The 17,491-nt window shown below is 60.8% G+C and carries 13 protein-coding genes; 4 read left to right on the plus strand and 9 right to left on the minus strand.

What is annotated here, in order from left to right; translation table 11 throughout:
* From JL39_RS32540 to JL39_RS15265, 4 genes are all read left to right on the plus strand, one after another.
* A partial coding sequence (locus JL39_RS32540; RefSeq protein ID WP_244446897.1) for a VC_2705 family sodium/solute symporter occupies positions 1-1,076 on the plus strand: 1,076 nt, incomplete at its 5' end.
* Positions 1,077-1,162: 86 nt separating this feature from the next.
* Positions 1,163-2,989 carry a DUF294 nucleotidyltransferase-like domain-containing protein gene (locus tag JL39_RS15255; protein ID WP_037152096.1) on the plus strand — a complete coding sequence of 609 codons (1,827 nt, stop codon included), beginning with the start codon at positions 1,163-1,165 and terminating at the stop codon, positions 2,987-2,989.
* 11 nt (positions 2,990-3,000) lie between these two features.
* Positions 3,001-3,525, plus strand: coding sequence for a hypothetical protein (locus tag JL39_RS15260; protein ID WP_037152099.1), 525 nt, complete (start codon positions 3,001-3,003; stop codon positions 3,523-3,525).
* Between the two features lie 13 nt (positions 3,526-3,538).
* A complete protein-coding gene (locus JL39_RS15265) occupies positions 3,539-5,611 on the plus strand; it encodes a 3'-5' exonuclease (RefSeq protein WP_037152506.1) in 2,073 nt (690 codons plus the stop codon).
* 132 nt (positions 5,612-5,743) lie between these two features.
* Here the strand turns inward: JL39_RS15265 and JL39_RS15270 are convergent, their stop codons facing one another.
* From JL39_RS15270 to phaZ, 9 genes are all read right to left on the minus strand, one after another.
* The gene (locus JL39_RS15270) at positions 5,744-6,814 is read right to left on the minus strand and encodes an ABC transporter ATP-binding protein (protein ID WP_037152102.1); all 1,071 of its coding nucleotides are present in this window, start codon (positions 6,812-6,814) and stop codon (positions 5,744-5,746) included.
* Between the two features lies 1 nt (position 6,815).
* Positions 6,816-8,537, minus strand: coding sequence for an iron ABC transporter permease (locus JL39_RS15275; RefSeq protein ID WP_052182888.1), 1,722 nt, complete (start codon positions 8,535-8,537; stop codon positions 6,816-6,818).
* A 134-nt stretch (positions 8,538-8,671) separates the two neighbouring features.
* Positions 8,672-9,721 carry an extracellular solute-binding protein gene (locus tag JL39_RS15280; RefSeq protein ID WP_052182889.1) on the minus strand — a complete coding sequence of 350 codons (1,050 nt, stop codon included), beginning with the start codon at positions 9,719-9,721 and terminating at the stop codon, positions 8,672-8,674.
* 112 nt (positions 9,722-9,833) lie between these two features.
* Positions 9,834-10,523 (minus strand): GntR family transcriptional regulator, encoded by a 690-nt coding sequence (locus tag JL39_RS15285; RefSeq protein ID WP_037152104.1) that lies wholly within the window; start codon positions 10,521-10,523, stop codon positions 9,834-9,836.
* A 7-nt stretch (positions 10,524-10,530) separates the two neighbouring features.
* Positions 10,531-11,493, minus strand: a complete 963-nt coding sequence (locus JL39_RS15290; RefSeq protein WP_052182890.1) for an FAD-dependent oxidoreductase — start codon at positions 11,491-11,493, stop codon at positions 10,531-10,533.
* Positions 11,494-11,495: 2 nt separating this feature from the next.
* Positions 11,496-13,163 (minus strand): hypothetical protein, encoded by a 1,668-nt coding sequence (locus JL39_RS30550; RefSeq protein ID WP_052182891.1) that lies wholly within the window; start codon positions 13,161-13,163, stop codon positions 11,496-11,498.
* Positions 13,164-13,251: 88 nt separating this feature from the next.
* Positions 13,252-14,781 carry a malonyl-CoA synthase gene (locus tag JL39_RS15300; RefSeq protein WP_037152110.1) on the minus strand — a complete coding sequence of 510 codons (1,530 nt, stop codon included), beginning with the start codon at positions 14,779-14,781 and terminating at the stop codon, positions 13,252-13,254.
* Positions 14,781-16,154: a malonyl-CoA decarboxylase gene (locus JL39_RS15305; RefSeq protein WP_052182892.1), complete on the minus strand. Its 1,374-nt coding sequence runs from the start codon at positions 16,152-16,154 to the stop codon at positions 14,781-14,783. Before JL39_RS15305 ends, JL39_RS15300 begins: the two co-directional genes overlap by 1 nt.
* An 80-nt stretch (positions 16,155-16,234) precedes the next feature.
* The gene (phaZ, locus tag JL39_RS15310; RefSeq protein ID WP_037152113.1) at positions 16,235-17,449 is read right to left on the minus strand and encodes a polyhydroxyalkanoate depolymerase; all 1,215 of its coding nucleotides are present in this window, start codon (positions 17,447-17,449) and stop codon (positions 16,235-16,237) included.
* Positions 17,450-17,491 lie beyond the last annotated feature (42 nt).

The raw sequence follows: 17,491 nt of genomic DNA on the forward strand, positions 1-17,491 counted from the left end.
CCCTCGGCTTCACGGCCTACACCGCGCAGGGGTCCATGCTGAACATGACCCTGTTCACCTTGTCGCTGATGATCGGCACCGCCGGTCTGCCGCATGTCATCATCCGCTTCTTCACCGTTCCGAAGGTGGCTGATGCGCGCTGGTCGGCAGGCTGGGCGCTGGTGTTTATCGCGCTTCTCTACCTGACTGCTCCGGCGGTCGGCGCTATGGCGCGCCTGAACATCATCAACACGATCTTCCCGAACGGTGCATCGCAACAAGCGGTTCTCTATGATGAGCGTCCCGACTGGATGCGTAACTGGGAAGTGACCGGGCTCCTGAAATTCCAGGACAAGAACGGCGACGGCCGCATGCAGTATTATAACGACAAGTCCGAGGGCTTCAAAGCTCAGGCAACAGAGCGCGGCTGGGCTGGCAATGAACTGGAAATCAACAATGATATTCTCGTTCTCGCCAATCCGGAAATTGCGCAGCTTCCGGGCTGGGTCATCGGCCTTATCGCGGCTGGCGGTCTTGCTGCAGCCTTGTCGACGGCCGCTGGTCTGCTGCTTGCCATCTCATCCGCGATCAGTCACGATCTGATCAAGGATTGGATGAAACCGGATATTTCCGAAAAGGGTGAGCTCATGGCTGCCCGCGTGGCCATGGGCGGTGCTATTGTGGTGGCGACTCTGCTGGGTCTCAACCCACCCGGATTTGCCGCTCAGACGGTGGCACTCGCCTTCGGTCTTGCCGCAGCAAGTATCTTCCCGGTTCTGATGATGGGCATTTTCTCGAAGCGCATCAACTCGGTCGGCGCGACGGTCGGCATGCTTGTCGGTCTTATCGTGACGTGCCTCTACCTGTTCACCTACCTCGGATGGTTCTTCATCAAGGGGACCAACATGCTGGCGGATGTTCCGGCCAACTACCTGTTCGGCATCCCGCCGACGGCGTTCGGCCCGATCGGCGCCCTGTTGAACTTCGCGACGGCCTATATCGTCTCGATGATGAGCCAGTCCCCGCCGCAGCATGTACAGGATCTCGTGGAATCCATACGGGTTCCGCGGGGTGCCGGGGCGGCTACAGGCCACTGATATCCATTTATGCGGCAGGAAGCGGGCGGTGATAGCCGCCCGCTTTCTTCTCTCAACCGGCCTCGCGCGCTTGCATGAGGGCTCTTATGGGATCTACCTCGCCTAATATCGCCAAGTTTCTCGAGACTGTTCATCCCTATGACAGCCTGCCAAGGCGTGAGTTTGATCATGTCGCGCAACGATTTATCCGCCAAAGCCTGTCGGCTGGCAGCGAAATCTACAGCCGTGGCGATCCCCTGCCCGGCCTCTATCTCGTCATGGAAGGCAGCGTCGAGATCCGTGATTCTTCCGGCACTGTCATCTCCCAGCTTTCTCCGCGGAATTCTTTCGGCGAACGCGGCCTGATGGCCGATGGCCGAGCCGTCACCAATGCCCGGGCCTTGACCGACGTCATCCTGCTTGTCCTGCCGACGGCCGAGTTCAAGCGGCTTTTAGCTGAGCATCCGGTCTACACCCGCTTTTTCTCACGTGGTCGTGGCAACGATATCCGTCGCGCCGACATGACCTTGCGGAAGGTCGGGGACTTGATGTCGAAGCCGCCGCTGGTCTGTTCATCGAAGGACAGTGTCAGGCATGCTGCGGAACTCATGCGCGATCGCAAGGTGTCGAGTCTCGGCGTCGTGGACAACGGAACCTTCGTCGGCATTGTCACCACGCGTGATCTTGCTGCGAGGGTGCTGGCTGAGGGCCTCGACCCTGTCAACACGTCCGTATCAACGGTGATGACGCGGGACCCCATCGGGCTTACAGAGCAGGATTTGGGTTCCGACGTCCTCAATCTGATGCTGGAGCGCGGCGTCGGGCATCTGCCGGTCGTCGAAGGTGATCGGATCGTGGGCATGATTACACAGACGGATCTGACACGATTTCAGGCCGTCTCCTCGGCGTTGCTAATCCACGAAGCTTCAACCGCCGAAAAGGTGGAGGATCTACGAAGCATCACGGCGCGCATCCCGCAGCTTCTCGCGCAACTGGTCGGCGGCAACAATCCTCACGAGGTCGCAACCAGGCTGATTACCGATATTGCCGATGCGGTAACACGGCGGCTTATCGTCCTTGCCGAGCGGGATCTGGGCCCTCCGCCCGTTCCCTATCTCTGGCTCGCATGCGGCAGCCAAGGCAGGCAGGAACAGGCCGGGGTGAGCGACCAGGATAACTGTATCTTCATCGATGACAGTTTCGTCGAAAGCCAACGTCCATGGTTCGAGAAACTCGCCCGTTTCGTTAGCCACAACCTCGATGCCTGCGGATATGTCTTCTGCCCAGGAGACATGATGGCGACCAATCCCCGTTGGTGTCAGCCGGTAAGTGTCTGGCGAGGATACTTCCACGGGTGGATAACCGCGCCGGAACCGATGGCGCAGATGCTTGCAAGCGTCATGTTCGATCTGCGCCCCATAGCCGGCACGGTATCGCTTTTCGGAAGTTTGCAGGCTCAGACCTTGGAGCAGGCGAGCAGGAATTCGATCTTCGTGGCCCATATGATCAGCAATTCGTTGAAACATGCACCGCCGCTCGGTCTCTTGCGAGGCTTTGTCACCGTTCGCAATGGGGAACACCGCAACCAGATCGACATGAAGCACAATGGTGTCGTGCCTGTCGTCGATCTCGGGCGGGTCTACGCCTTGATGGCACGGCTGACACCGGTGAACACCCGGGCGCGGTTGCTCGCGGCGGAGGACGCGGGTGTCATTTCAGGGGCCGGCGCGCGCGATCTCATCGCAGCCTATGACCTTATCGCCGAGTTCAGACTGCGCAATCAGGCGACCCAGGTGAGGGCGGGATTGCGGCCGGACAATTATCTCGGCCCCTATGAATTCGGTGACTTCGAACGCTCCCATCTGCGTGACGCGTTCGTAGTCGTGCGTACGATGCAATCGGCGCTGGCCAATAGCGGCAGGGCGCCCATATAGAGGAATATTGAATGCTATTCGAGTTGATCGCAGCCGTTGTGGCAGGCGTGGCGCTGGCAGGCATCGCCATGGGCCTCCGGTGGATAAGCCGCGGTCACTTGCCGAAGTGGATTGTGCCGGCCGCGGCGGGGCTGGGCATGCTGTCTTATGCCGTGTGGAGCGAGTACACCTGGTTCTCGCGGGTTACCAACGCTATGCCGCCCACGATCGCGGTGACATGGCAGCATGAGGATCGCTCTTTCTGGCGGCCCTGGTCCTATTATCGGCCGGTGATTGATCGGTTCAGCGCAGTGGACACCGGCAGTGCCAAGCGTCATCCGGAACAGCCGGGCCAGGTCATGGTGGATTTGGTTCTGGCTGCACGCTGGCAACAGCCGGCGCGTGTGACAGTGGTATTCGACTGCAATGGCAAGCGACAGGCGAACCTTGTCGATCAGGATGTCACCGTTGCCCAGGACGGCGCCATCATCGGGGCGAAATGGTCGGATATTCCCGCGGATGATCCGACGCTCGCCGCCGCATGCAAGCAAGATTGAGGACGTCGTTAACGTGCGAATAGGATTGCGCGGCCGAATTCTTCTTTTCTTCATAGCCATCGCTGTCGGCTCGATGGTTGCGCTGGCACTCGGCCTCTGGTTCGGTTACCACCGCCAGGGAAATCCGGAGATGTTCAACGCCTTCATGCATGGCGCAGTTGCCGCCGGTTTCGGGATATTGGCGATCGTCACCTGGATCTGGTTTCTATTCGATACCTATGTGGCGCGCCCGATCGGGAATGTTGCTTCGGCGATGCGTGCGCATGCCCATGCCCATATCGACGAGGAAATGGAGACTGCCGATGCGCGCTACCTTGGCGACCTCGCCGCAGCGGCATCGGCCGCAGCAGCGACGCTTGCGCATACCCGCAATTCGCTGGCGCAGTCGGTGGCTCGGGAAACGGCTCGGCTGTCGTCGGACAAGAGCAAGCTTGAGCAATTGCTCGCTGATGTGCCGCCGGCGGTCTTGCTGTGCACCGGGCGCCATCATCTCGTCTTCTATAACGGCGTGGCGCAGCGATTTCTCGCGGGCGCACAGCGACCGGTCTGCCTCGACCGGAACCTTTTCGATTATCTAAGCGACGGTGCCATCCGGGATGCACATCACCGGCTGATGGAGGCGGATGCTCCGGATGCAGTGGTGGAATTCATTTGCATGAGCCCGTGTGGATCGCGCCGCTTGGCAGGCCGCATGCGCCTCATCGGCGATAATGGCGGCGACAGCGGCGCCTATGTCATGACGCTGCGCGATGTGACAAGCGAGGTGGCGGCCTATGCGCGTCGCGATGTGTTGTTGAGCGATGTCTTCGAGAGATTTCGCCCGGTCGTGGCGACGCTCAGACAGTTTCTCGGTGAGCCCGATAAATCGAAAGCACGCGACACGTTGTTTGCGGTAGAGCGTGAGGTTGCGGCTCTGGACGCGTCCTTGGGTGATATCGAGCAGCGCTTCGAAGCTTGCCGCTCCGATGGCTGGCCCATGGCCCCGGCCGACGCCCGCGAACTGGCGCACCAGCTGCAGAGGGAACTTGCGGATGAGGGGATCAACCTTGCCGTCAACGTCGATCCGGTGGCAGCGCGATGCAACGCTTTCGATATCGTCTCGTTGTTCGCGTATCTGGCGCGGCTTGTGGCGGATCGCAACGGCGTCAAGGCTTTCCGGCTGGCGATCCGGGAAGAGAGGGATGCCGCCACGCTCGCACTCAGCTGGACGGGCTCCTCTGTCTCGGGCGGTGAACTCAAGGAATGGCTGGCCATGCCCGTGCTGGAGGGCGGGCCGGCGGCGGACGCTATCCTAGCGGCACATGCTACACAGATCACGCAATTGCGCACGGAAACCGAAAGTGGTTTCGGCGCAACATTGAAGCCGATCGAGCGTCTGCAACCGATCTCGACCGATCTTTCGCGGACGGTCGTCTACGATTTCGACCTGCTTTCGCGTGTTCAGTACGAAAAGATTGCCGAAGCGCAGCTGGATGATCTTACCTATGTCGTTTTTGATACGGAGACGACGGGACTTCTGCCCGAGCAGGGCGACGAAATCGTGCAGATCGCGGCCGTACGCATCGTGAATGGCAAGCGCGTTAAAGGAGAGATGTTCGAGGCGCTGGTCAATCCCGGTCGAGCGATCCCCGCCAGCGCTTCGGCCGTCCACGGCGTCACGGATTCCATGGTGGCCAATGCGCCAGGTGTGCGTGAAGTGGTCGAGCGATTCCATAAATTTGCGGAGGGGGCGGTGCTTGTGGCGCACAATGCACCTTTCGATATGGAATTCCTCTATCGCAGGGAGAGAGAGCTAGGAATTCGTTTCGTCAATCCTGTCCTCGATACGGTTCTCCTATCCACCGTCGTCTTCGGACAGAGCGAGACGCATACACTCGATGCGCTGGCCCGCAGGCTCGCCATTCCCCTGACCGAAGCAGAGCGGCATACGGCGATGGGAGATGCAGTCGCGACGGCGGAAGCATTCATCAAACTGAAGGCGATGCTGATGGGGCGCGGGCTGCAGCGTTTTGGAGAAGTTCTTACGGAAATCCGGCGACGTCGGAGACTTGTGGCGGACCTCAATGAAAAGGTCGGCGGCATCTGAGGGAAGAGCTATGGAGGCGAATTTTCATATCCTCTCATCGCCGCCGAGTGTCACTTCGCACAAAATAAGAGTGCAGCCGCCGGAGCAGCATCTCCCCAAACCTGAGAACTCGCCGGACAGTTGCGGTGAACTTCAGTCCGTGATCGGCACGATCTGCGTCGGATCGATTTGCAGCCACGCGGGCGTGCCGACCGGGAAGACGTCCGCCGGCGGCGCCGCGACGCGAAACTGCAAGCCTCCCTCGCGCGACTGGAAGACGTAGTCCCAGGTTTCGCCCAGGAACGAAGACTGCTTCACCGAGCCTGGCAGGTTGATCGTCTTGTCCTTTGCCATTTCGGTCGCGGACAACTTCATCGCTTGCGGCCGGATCGATACGGTGATCGGCCCGCCTCCCGTCATCTCCTCACCGATCGCCGCAAACGGCACGCTGAAGCCGGCAAAATCGATCATGCTATTGCCACGGATCCCGGAGAGAAAATTGGTGCGCCCAATGAAGCTTGCGACGAAGCGTGTCTTGGGACGGCTATAGAGTGCGTAGGGTGTGTCGATCTGTTCGAGCCGGCCGTTGTTCATCACGGCGATACGATCGGAGGTCACCATCGCTTCGCCCTGATCATGCGTGACATAGACCGAGGTGATGCGGAATTCGTCGTGCATGCGCTTGATCTCGAAACGCATCTCTTCGCGTAAGTTGGCGTCGAGATTGGAGAGCGGTTCATCGAGCAGAAGCACGGCGGGGCGAATGACGACGGCGCGAGCGAGTGCGACGCGCTGCTGCTGCCCACCGGAGAGTTCCGCAGGATAACGGTCGGCGAGATGGCTCATCCTGACCGTTTCCAGCACGGCACCCACGCGTGCCTTGACCTCCTCGGCCGGCAGCTTGCGCAGATTGAGGCCGAAGGCGACGTTTTCCGAAACCGTCATGTTCGGCCAGATCGCATAGGACTGGAAGATCATCGACATGCCGCGCTTTTCCGGTGGCACCGAGCCGGACGGTGCCGAAAGCACCTTGCCGTCCAGCTCGATCGAGCCGGAGGTCGGATCGATGAAGCCAGCGATCATCCGGAGCGTCGTCGTCTTGCCGCAGCCGGACGGCCCCAGCAGTGAGACGAATTCACCCGGCTTTATATGCAGGTCGAAATCCAGAACGGCATCTACCGCACCGAAACGGCGGCCCAGTTTCCTGAGGACAAGTCCGTCCATATCAGCTCCTCCTCAACATGAAGTCGCGGCCGAGATATTTCATCCCGACGGCAACGACCGCTACGATGATGATCAACAGAAGTGAGCCCAGCGCCGCGAGTTTTTCGAGCTCGCCTTCCTCGCTGAGATCGAGCAGCACGACGGAAACGACGCGCGTGGTGGGACCGACCAGGAAGATGGCGGTCGAAAGTTCCTGTGCGGCAGGCACGAAGATCAGGAGCCAGCCGCCGGCAAGAGTGCGCTTGAGCAGCGGCCCGACCACATGACGAAGCGCCGTCGTCCGCCCGCCGCCGAGGATGCGCACCGCCTCCTCCATTTCCGGATGGATGCTGCGCACGCCGGCCGAACTGGTGGTAAAGGCGATCGGCAGGAAGCGGGTGATGAAGGCGAGTGCCATGATCATGTAGGTGCCGTAAAGCGCTACAGGCGGCAGGGCATAGGCTGCATAAAAGCCGATCGCCAGCACGATGCCCGGCACGACATAGGGCGAGACTGCGAGGAAGGCGAGCACGCCGGAAAATGGTAACAGCCGGCGCTGGACGATGTAAGCGATGAAGAGCGCCAGGATGATTGCGACCGTGGCGGCGGCGATGCCGAGACCGATGCTGCCTAGCAACGCCCGTTGCGAGCTTGAATGCTCGAAGAGCACGTAGTGGAAATTGCCGAGTGTGAAGTTGTCGAATGAGAAACCGGTCGTCCAGGATTGCGAGAAGGCTGCGAGCAGAAGCACGAAGAGCGGCATCACGACGGCGAGCGATACGACCATGAGGCAATAGGTGAACAGCACCCAACGCCATTTACCGAGCTTGACGATGCGTCGTTCGCCGCCCTTGCCGTTGACCGACACATAGCCTTTGCGCCGTAGGATCAGCTTCTGCAAGCCGAGCAAGGCGGCCGTGATCAGCAAGAGCGGCATTGAATAGGCGGCCGCCACTTCCAGCCTGAGCGGAAAGGAGAAGAACTCGGTGAGCTGGATGACCACGACCGGGTAACGCGCGGGAATCGAGATCAGCGCCGGTACGCCGTAAAGTGCGATCGCCCCGAGGAAGGAAAGAAGTGCCGACCCGATGATTGCCGGCATGACAAGCGGGAAGGTCACCTTCATTGCCGTCTTGAATGGCCCTGCGCCAAGTATATTGGCGGCGTCCTCCATTTCCGACGAGATCATCTCGAAGGCACTGCTGACCAGCACGAAGACGAGGAAGAAGCCGCCGATCGCCGTGACCAGAACGAGCCCGCTGAAGGAGAAGATGTTCACCAGTGGTTCTGCCGACCCCGTCAGAGCATGCCAGATCTTGTTGATCCAGCCGGTATTCGGACCGGCGAGCAGGATCCAGCCGACACCGGCAAGATAGGGTGGCATGATGAAGGCACCGAATACGGAGTAACGTACGAAATTGCGGCCCGGCATGTCGGTGCGGGTGCAGGCCCAGGCGAGCGGCACTCCAAACAGCAGCTTCAGCACGACGACAGCGGCGCCCATCTTCAGCGTGTTGGTAAGCGCCGTGATATGCCGTTCCTTGCCGTAGGCTTCCGCATAGTTATGAAGCGTCCAGCCGCCGGTTTTGGCGTCGGTGAAGCTGGAGATCACGAGTGTCCACATGGGTGCGATAATCAACACCACCAGAATACCGGCGAGAAAAAGCCAGAGCAGGTTGGCCGGCTGCAGCCGCTGATGCCAGGGCACGTGGACTTTTGCCGGCTCGTCCTTTGTCCAGCTCATAGCATCAGTATCGGAAACACTCGTCATGATCGGCGCTCACTTCATCGTTGGAGGCGTCGGATTTTTCCGCTTCATCCGCGCCTGCGCGCGAGAACATGGCGAAGGCCGGATGGGACCGGCCTTCGGGGAAAGGCTCAGATACCGAACGTATCGCGGAACTTTTCCTGAATGTCCGGCAGCTTGCTTATGCCTTCGGTCGTCTCGATCGACCTTGTCTTGTAGCTGTCCAAGGGACGCATGCCTTCGGCCAATGGCACGCCGGCGCGCAGCGGATAACGATAATCCTTGGAGAAATACTCTGCGATCTCCGGACCGAGCAGGAAGTTCTCGAAGAGCCGCGCGGCATTCGGATGCGGCGCGTCCTTCAGGATACCGGTTGCGGACGGCGGAAGCAGCGCACCGTCAGTTGGATAGACAACGGCGATGGGCGCTTTCTTGGCAGCCGCATCCGAGAGGATCAGCGGCAGGGGTGCAAGCGCCACTTTTCGTTCGCCGGAGACGACGAGGTTATGTCCATCCGCAACGGAACGGCCGATCTGCGGTGCATTCTTCTCGAGCTTCTCGAAAAAGTCCCAGCCATAAAGATCGTTCATCATGATGGTCCAGAGACCCACGCTACCGGAAAAACTCGGATGGCCGACTGCAACCTGGCCCTTCCATTTGGGATCGGTGAGGTCGGTCCAGTTCTTCGGCGCTTCCGCCTCGGTAACCAGCTTGGTGTTATAGGCTATCACCAATGGCGAGACGCCGGACGTGATCCAGTAATTTTCCTTGTCGGCCATGTCGCGCAGTACCGGCACCATGTCCTTGAGGTTTTCCGGCGCGAACTGGGCGAGCGCGCCCTGTTCCTTGAGCTGCAGCATCTGGCCGTCGTCGTTGGTCGACATCAGGTCGCCCTGCACGGCCTTGGCCTGGAGCTCCTGCACAAGGCGCTGGAAAATCACCTGGCCGGAAGCCCGTACGACATTGCATTCGACGCCGGCATATTTCTTCTCGAACAGATTGCACATGCCATCGGCAAATTCAGTCGTCGTCTGCGAGACATACCAGGTGACCGAGCCTTCCTTTTTTGCAGCCTCATAGAGCTGCTTTTCTCCGTCGGTCATTTCGGCCGCACCGGCAATGCCGGCCGCCAGCACAAGTGCCGGAACAAAGCCGGCTACATAACTGAAGACATGCTTCATGATCTCTCCTCCCGTTTGAACCGGCGGCTGCCGGCAAAAGGCTCAACCCTCCCGAGCCTAAAGGTTCATGCGTTCCTTCCTTGCCATCCCCGACCCGGAGATTTCGCTCCCGTCATTCTCCAGGTATGAGCTGGCGTTCCACCGGGCGCATGAGCGCCAGGAAATCGCTGAAATATTCGCCTTGGATGACCACATGAGCACGCATCGCATCACGGGCACGGGCGTCATCGCGGGCACAGATCGCCGCAAGCACCTCCTCGTGCTCGGCAAGCGAACTGTTGACGCGTCCTGGCACCCGCAATTGCAGGCGCCGGTAAGGTTTCAGCCGCCGCTGCAGTGCATGGGCGCTTTCCGCGAGGAACCCGTTGCCGCTTGCTTCGTAGATCAGCCGGTGGAATTCCGCATTGGCGTAATAATAGTCGTCCGAATTGCCCGCCTGCTGGGCACTGGCGCAGGCCTGTTGCGCCTCTTCCAGCAGCTTCAGTTGCTCCGGCCGGATGCGCCGCGCCGCAAGCCGCGCGCACATGGCTTCAAGCTCGCCCATCACCTCGAACATTTCGACCAGTTCGGTGACGGTAAGTTGGGTAACGAAAGCCCCGCGATTGGGCACCATCTTCACGAGTCCCATGGTGCTGAGCTGGATCAGCGCCTCGCGAACGGGTGTGCGGGAGACCTGATGACGGGCCGCAAGGCCCGCTTCATCGAGCCTGTCGCCGGGCGAATAGAAGCCGGTGACGATATCCTGTTCGATCGCATCGCGAACGCTCGGTTTGCCCTGTTTGCCTTTGAGCTGCACGTTCATGGATATCCTATCCCGCCGACGCGTAATGTTTCGCCGGTTGCTCGATGCCGTCCGCTGCAAGGTGGCGCACTGCGGAAATTGCCGCCGTTACCCCGTCGCCCGCTGAAGCCGCCAGATGTGCGACCGAGCGGGCGCGGATGTCACCCGCCGCGAAGATGCCTGGTACCGATGTCTGCATATCGAGATCGACGACGATCCGGCCATCCGCCGCAAGCGTGACGATATCGCCGAGGAAGGCCGTATGGGGTTCCAGCCCGACATAGATGAAGACGCCGTGGCATGGGATTTCACTTTCCGCTCCCGTTGAAAAATCGCGGGCGGAAAGCGCGGTGACGCCACCCTCGCCACGGATCGCCTGTACGACCGTATTGAGCCTGATATCGATATTCGCCGCCTCATGGACTTTCGTCTGCAACGCGGCAATGGCCTTCAGCCGTGGGCCGCGATGGATGACGGTTACACGCGAGGCATGAGCCGAAAGCGCCAGGGCCTCATCGAGCGCCGAATCCCCGCCGCCGACGATGCAGACCTCCTTGCCACGCATCAGGGGGCCATCGCAGGAGGCGCAATGGGAAACGCCGCGCCCTTCGAATTCCGCTTCACCCGGAATGCCAAGCGTGCGTTTGGCGGAACCCGCGGCGACGATTACCGCGCTCGCGGTGAGATTCAGGTCAGCACCAGCGACGCGAAAACCGCTGTCTGTCTTCGAGACGCTTCTGATCGTGTCGAGTGCGAATTCGACGCCGGCTTCGTCGGCCTGCATCTGCAGCATCGGGCCGAGCTCGAAACCGGACATGCCTTCCGACGGACCCGGAAAATTGTCGATGCGATCGACATTGATTACCTGGCCACCGGCGCCGAGCCTGTCGATGACGATCGCGCGCGCGCCGTGCCGTGCAGCCGTGATTGCCGCATTGAGCCCCGCCACGCCGGCGCCGATGATCGCAATGTTGTAATCGTTCGCATCCATGGTCATCGCCAGTCGTCCACGGAAACGGTGGTGCGGTAATGCGCGCCGTAAATCTGCCAGTAGCCGTTGGACTCGCCGCCCACGACCACGACGTTGATATCCTGCTCGCGGAAGATATGGATGAGTTCGTCCCTGTCCGCCTTCAGCTTGCCTGCCATTGGCTCTTCGCCGAAAGTGGCGCGCGGATAGATGTAGTTCTGTACCAGTTGCAGGTCCCAGTATCGGCCGGCAGGCATCTGCGCCGTTTCCCAGATGAAGTTCAGCAGATCTTGCTTCTTCACGAACCCGCCGCGATCGATGAACTGCCGGGCGCAGATCGGATCGAGCACGAGGGTCGGCGCGGTGATCGCGTCCGTGCCAAGCAGCATGTCTCGTACATGTTCGCGCCAGTATTCCTTGCGCAGTCCCAGGCTGAAGGTCGTCGAGCGGCAACCGTGGAAGAGGCTGACCGTGCTCGTCTTCGCATCGAAACCCTTCTGGACATGGAGCGGCTCCCAGGGGCTTCGCTCCTCGTTCTCTGCGAATGTCAGGTTGTTGTAGGTATAGTTGTTGCCGAGCGATCCCATGAAGGTCTCGCCCGGAACCGAGCCGCCCTGAAGGTTCTGCGACAGGAGCCCAAAGGCGCGGCCGATCGTGGCGTTCGCATGATTATAGGGACCGAGCGCACCGACGCCGCAGTTCATGCCGATTTCACCGCGGATCGGCCCGTTGACGACCGCCATCGCGGCTGCCGAGCTGGAGGTCGATCCACGGGCAGTGACCTGCGCTGCCGCCAGTGCCAGGATGACCGGGAAATATTCCGGCGACGCGCCGGCCATGACGGCGTTCACCGCCACTTTCTCGACCGTGTATTCCCACAGGCCGCGATTGGTCGTCGGCTGCATGTGCCCGACCACCTCATCGGGCTTGCGGGAGGTGCCGGCGAGCATATCTGCGACGCGGGCATCCGTCGGCAGTATGATCGGCAGCTTGTCCGTCCAGTTGTTGCGCAGGAAGGAGGCGTGGAGATTGTCCTCGGTGTCGGACTCCACATATCGCGGCGTGCTGCGCTCGAAATGCCCGTCCTCTGCGCCGGCGGCGAGGCCAATCGTCAGCGCCTCGATGATTTCCTGCATGACCGGCTTGCCGTTGACCGGGTCAATGCCTTCCACATAGGCGCGCAGCTCTTCCGGCGTCTTGCCCATGACCGGCTGCGGCACGAAAACCAGCGGCTGTTGCGACAGCCCGCCCATCTTGGCGACCGAGCGCACGACCTTGTCGAACTTGTCCGTATGGATTGCCGCGGTCGGAACCCCGTATTTGGTTTCCAGTGTTATCGCATGGGTGGTGACGGCGGGCGCGCAGGTGCTGCAATGGCCGACGCCGATGATCGCTGCATGGCCGTTCGCCTTTATCTCTTCCCAGAGGGCCGGATCATCTTTGGCGTAGGTGCTGGCGAGCTGTCGGATGCGCAATTCCACGGAGGGCATGTTCCGGGCAAACCAGGCCTTGACCTGTTTCAATAGCTCGACGGAATCGTCGAAACGGCTGTCGATGAGATAGACGACTTTCCCGTCGAGACTGGCGGGCCGGGCGGCCGGCTGCTTGCGGCTCACCTTCGGCGGATAACCCATCGGATTGTGGACGGTGATAAGCGGTTGGCCGCTCTCCGGCTTGCCCTGCTGCAGCATTCCACTTCCTCCCCGAAATGACACTGCTCGTATGCAATCTATAGTCTACGCGTATACATTATCCGTCAAGCCCTAAAATCAGGCAGGCTTATTTTGCGGCTGTCGCGGGCTCGAAAGTACCGGCGAACTGGTCGCGAAGTATATTCTTCTGGACCTTGCCCATGGTGTTGCGCGGTAGCTCGGGCACGAAAGCTACTTTTTTCGGGCGTTTGTAGGCTGCCAGCCGGCTGTTGAGCGCTTTGATGACTTGCTGCTCCGTGAGTTCGGTGCCCGGTTTCAGCACCACAGCGGCGATGATTCCTTCGCCGAAATCGGGATGTCTGACGCCGAAAACAGCGCTTTCGTTGACACCCGGCATGGCGTCGATCTCCATTTCGACCTCTTTCGGGTATACATTGTAGCCGCCAGTGATGATGAGGTCCTTGCCGCGGCCGACGATGTGCACGTAGCCGTCCTCATCCATCTTGCCGAGGTCGCCAGTGATGAAGAACCCGTCCTCGCGGAATTCGGCAGCCGTCTTTTCCGGCATGCGCCAATAGCCCTGGAACACGTTCGGGCCGCGCACCTCGATCATGCCAATTTCCTCGGTGCGCAGCAGTGCGCCGGTCTCCGGATCAGTGACGCGGACTTCGACCCCTGGCAGCGGAAGGCCCACAGTGCCGGCAATGCGTCGGCCGTCATAGGGGTTCGACGTATTCATGTTGGTCTCGGTCATGCCATAGCGTTCCAGGATCGCGTGGCCGGTGCGTTCCTGCCATTCCCTGTGGGTCTCGGCCAGCAGCGGCGCAGAACCGGAAACGAAAAGGCGCATATGCGCGGTGTTTTGCCGGTCAAGGCCGGGATGCTGCAGGAGACGGGTGTAGAATGTCGGCACGCCCATCAGGCAAGTCGCCTGCGGCATTGCTTCCATGATCTTGTTCGGATCGAATTTCGCCTGGAAGATCATCGAAGCCCGCGAAGCGAGCACCACGTTGGTCGCAACGAAAAGCCCGTGGGTGTGGAAGATCGGCAGCGCGTGGATCAGCACGTCCTTGTCTGTAAAACGCCAGCTTTCCACCAGCGAGTGCGCGTTCGAAAGCAGGTTGTCGTGCGAAAGCATTGCCCCTTTGGAGCGTCCCGTCGTGCCCGACGTGTAAAGGATCGCGGCGATGTCGCTGCCGCCGCGCGATGAGGTTTCGGTTATCGGCCTGGCAACGGCTGCCGCATCGGCAAGCGTTCCCTTGCCCGCGGCGTCAAGCGTCAGCACCTTGGCGCCGGCAGCGCTAGCGATCGGCGCCAGCGCCGGAAGTTTCGCCGGATCGCAGACGAAGATCGCCGGTTCGGCATCGTTCAGGAAATATTCGATTTCCGCCGGGGTATAGGCGATGTTGAGCGGCAGATAGATGCCGCCGGCCCTGACAGTCGCGAGATAAAGCGCGAGCGCCGCGACGGATTTTTCGGCCTGTACGGCAACGCGGTCGCCCGGCTGGAGACCGGCTTCCAGCAGCGCGCCAGCCATTCGGGCGCATTCCTCGGTGAAGGCACCATAGCTCATGGTGCCGACTGTCTCGTCCCTGAGAAGCAGCCGATCCTCCCCCTCGGTCCCACCAAGCAGCGCGTCGTAGAGATTGCCAGCCATCAATATACCTCCTGCGATACCGGTTGGGCCAGTTTCCGCAGCGCCGGCATCGCCGCGATATGGCCGTTCTCGGCATAAGCTTCATGATTCTTCTCGATTTCGCCGAGCCGGTAGCGGTAGTTGACCATCAGGCCATAGGACTGGCGCATGCCTTTGGGTGAACGGTCGCCGAGGAAATTGAGCCTGTCGACCTGCGCACCGTTGCCGAGATGAAAGCGTGCCACCGGGTCCACCGGCCGCCCGTTCTTCCGCCGGACGTTCAGCAGATAATGCGCTCCGAGTGGCAGCATGCCTCGGCGAATAGCGTCGAGCTCACGCTCGTCGAGCAAAGGCCAATCGCCTTCCAATCGGGCGACGAGTAGCTTTTTCTCTGCGGCGACCTCCTCGCTGTCCTCGGCACGAGTTTCGTCGCGCAGCCATGCACCAAAGCCCGGAATGGGCGAAAGCGTTACGAAATTCTCGAGCTTCGGCAGGTCGCGCTTCAGGTCGTTCACCACCTGTTTGATGAGGAAGTTGCCGAGCGAAATGCCGGTCAGGCCGCGTTGGCAGTTGGAGATCGAATAGAAGACCGCCGTCGTCGCATCCTTCGGGTCCATCGGCTCGCGATCCCGCGCCAGCAGCGCGTCGACGGACGATGCGAGGTGGTCGGTCAGCGCCACTTCCACGAAGATCAGCGGCTCGTCCTCCAATTGCGGGTGGAAGAAGCCGAAGCAGCGGCGATCGGGCGGTGCCAGCCGCCGCCGCAGGTCGTCCCAGCCGTCGATATCGTGCACGGCCTCGTAACGGATCAGCGCCTCCAGGATATTGGCGGGCGTGCTCCAGTCGATCGATCGCAGCATCAGGAAACCCCGATTGAACCATGAGGAGAAAAGGTGGCAAAAGTCGACGTCGACCGGCTGCAGCGCTGGCTCCTTGCCGAGCATGTCCATCAGGTGTTCGCGCATCTCGACGAGCGTCGTCGTGCCGCGCCTGGCGAAATTGATGCGACGAAAGAGCTCCTGCCGGCGCGGTTCGGCAGCCTCATGCAGCCGAGCGATTGTCTTTGCGCTCGGCTCGGCCTGGTAGGCGGCGACCGCCGCGTCCAGAATACCTTGGTCGGGGCCGAACCGCTCCAGCAAGGTGCGCATGAAAGTCTCCCGCTCCACGACGCTCGCCTGCCGATAGGCTTCAAGAAAGGCTTCCGCCAGTATCGCGCCGGATACCTCGCCGCGCCGCGACAGGATCATCTCGGCAAGGCGCGTCAGGTCGCGGCTCTGCACCGGCTGCGAGGAAAACCCGAATAGGGCCTTGCCGCGGCCGGACAATGACTGGATCAGCTCGCCGATGAACGGAGGAGCGTCCCACCACCCAAAAACTGGTTCTCTGCGGCTCATCTCTTATCTCCTGCCCGCTTATTGCATACAGCAGAAGAGCGATCGTATGCAAGCAGTCCAGGCGTTCTTGGGACGCGGAGCTATTCCATGGCGAGGATCATGTTGCGAACGACCGGATAGATTTCCGCTTCCCAGCGGCGCCCGCTGAACACACCATAATGGCCCACATTGGCCTGGAGATGATGGCGTCTCAGATGCGGCCGCAGCGAACGACAGAGATCATGTGCCGCGGAGGTCTGGCCAAGCCCGCAGATATCGTCGCGGCCTCCCTCGACCGTGAGCAATGCGGTATTGCGGATCTGCCCCGGATCGACCTTTCGGCCGTGATGGGTAAAGCTACCCGTCGCCAGTTCGGCTTTCTGGAAGACGCGATCGATCGTCTCTATGTAGAATTCGGCGGCGAGGTCGAGCACTGCGAAATATTCGTCATAGAATGTCTTGATCTTGTCAGCCTCCGCCGTTTCCCCCTTGGCGAGATGACGGTAAAGCTTGCGATGGGATTCCTGATGGCGCTCCATGTTCATGCTCATGAACGCCACGAGTTGAAGAAATCCGGGATAGACTCTTCGTCCCTGACCCGGAAAACCCGGGGGAACGCCGCTGAGCAGCGATGTCTCGAACCATGAGAGAGGTTTCCCGAGAGCGAGTTCGTTGACCTTTGTCGGGCTCTCGCGCGGATCGATCGGCCCGGCCATCAAGGTCATGGTGCGCGGCGTTGCCGGATGGCGGTCCTCCGACATGACCGCCACGGCAGCCAGCGCCTGAACACAGGGCTGGCAGACGGCAAGGATGTGCCCGCCCGGCCCGATCTCTTCGAGGAAACGGATGAGATAATCCGTATAATCGTCGATGCCGAAGCGGCCGGCCGACAGCGATACCTCGCGGGCATTGACCCAGTCGGTTATGTAGACATCGTGGTCGCGAAGCAACGTCTGCACCGTGCCACGCAGAAGCGTCGAAAAATGGCCGGACAATGGTGCGACCACCAGCACGCGCGGCCGCGGCGCATCCACATCCGCTAAAAAATGCAGAAGCTTGCCGAAAGGCATATCCAGCGCGGTCTCGATTGTGACCGGGACCTGCCGATTGCCGATCAAGACCGAAGAAATCTCGAAATCCGGCCGTTCATGCGTGAGCCTGAAGCGGGAGATCATCTCGAGCGTGGCAGACCATTGCCGCCCCATCTCGCTTTCAATACCCCAGAACAGGGTCGAAGACATCGCTTGCAGGCGGTGCGCCAAATCGCGCATTGGGGCGATGAGGTCATCCTGGAACTGGTAGGCCTGATAGAACATGGGCATGGTTCCGCCCGTCGCGAAATTGCGGCGGTGCAAAAA

Origin of the sequence: Rhizobium sp. YS-1r (assembly GCF_000757525.1) — a bacterium.
Lineage (GTDB): Bacteria > Pseudomonadota > Alphaproteobacteria > Rhizobiales > Rhizobiaceae > Neorhizobium > Neorhizobium petrolearium.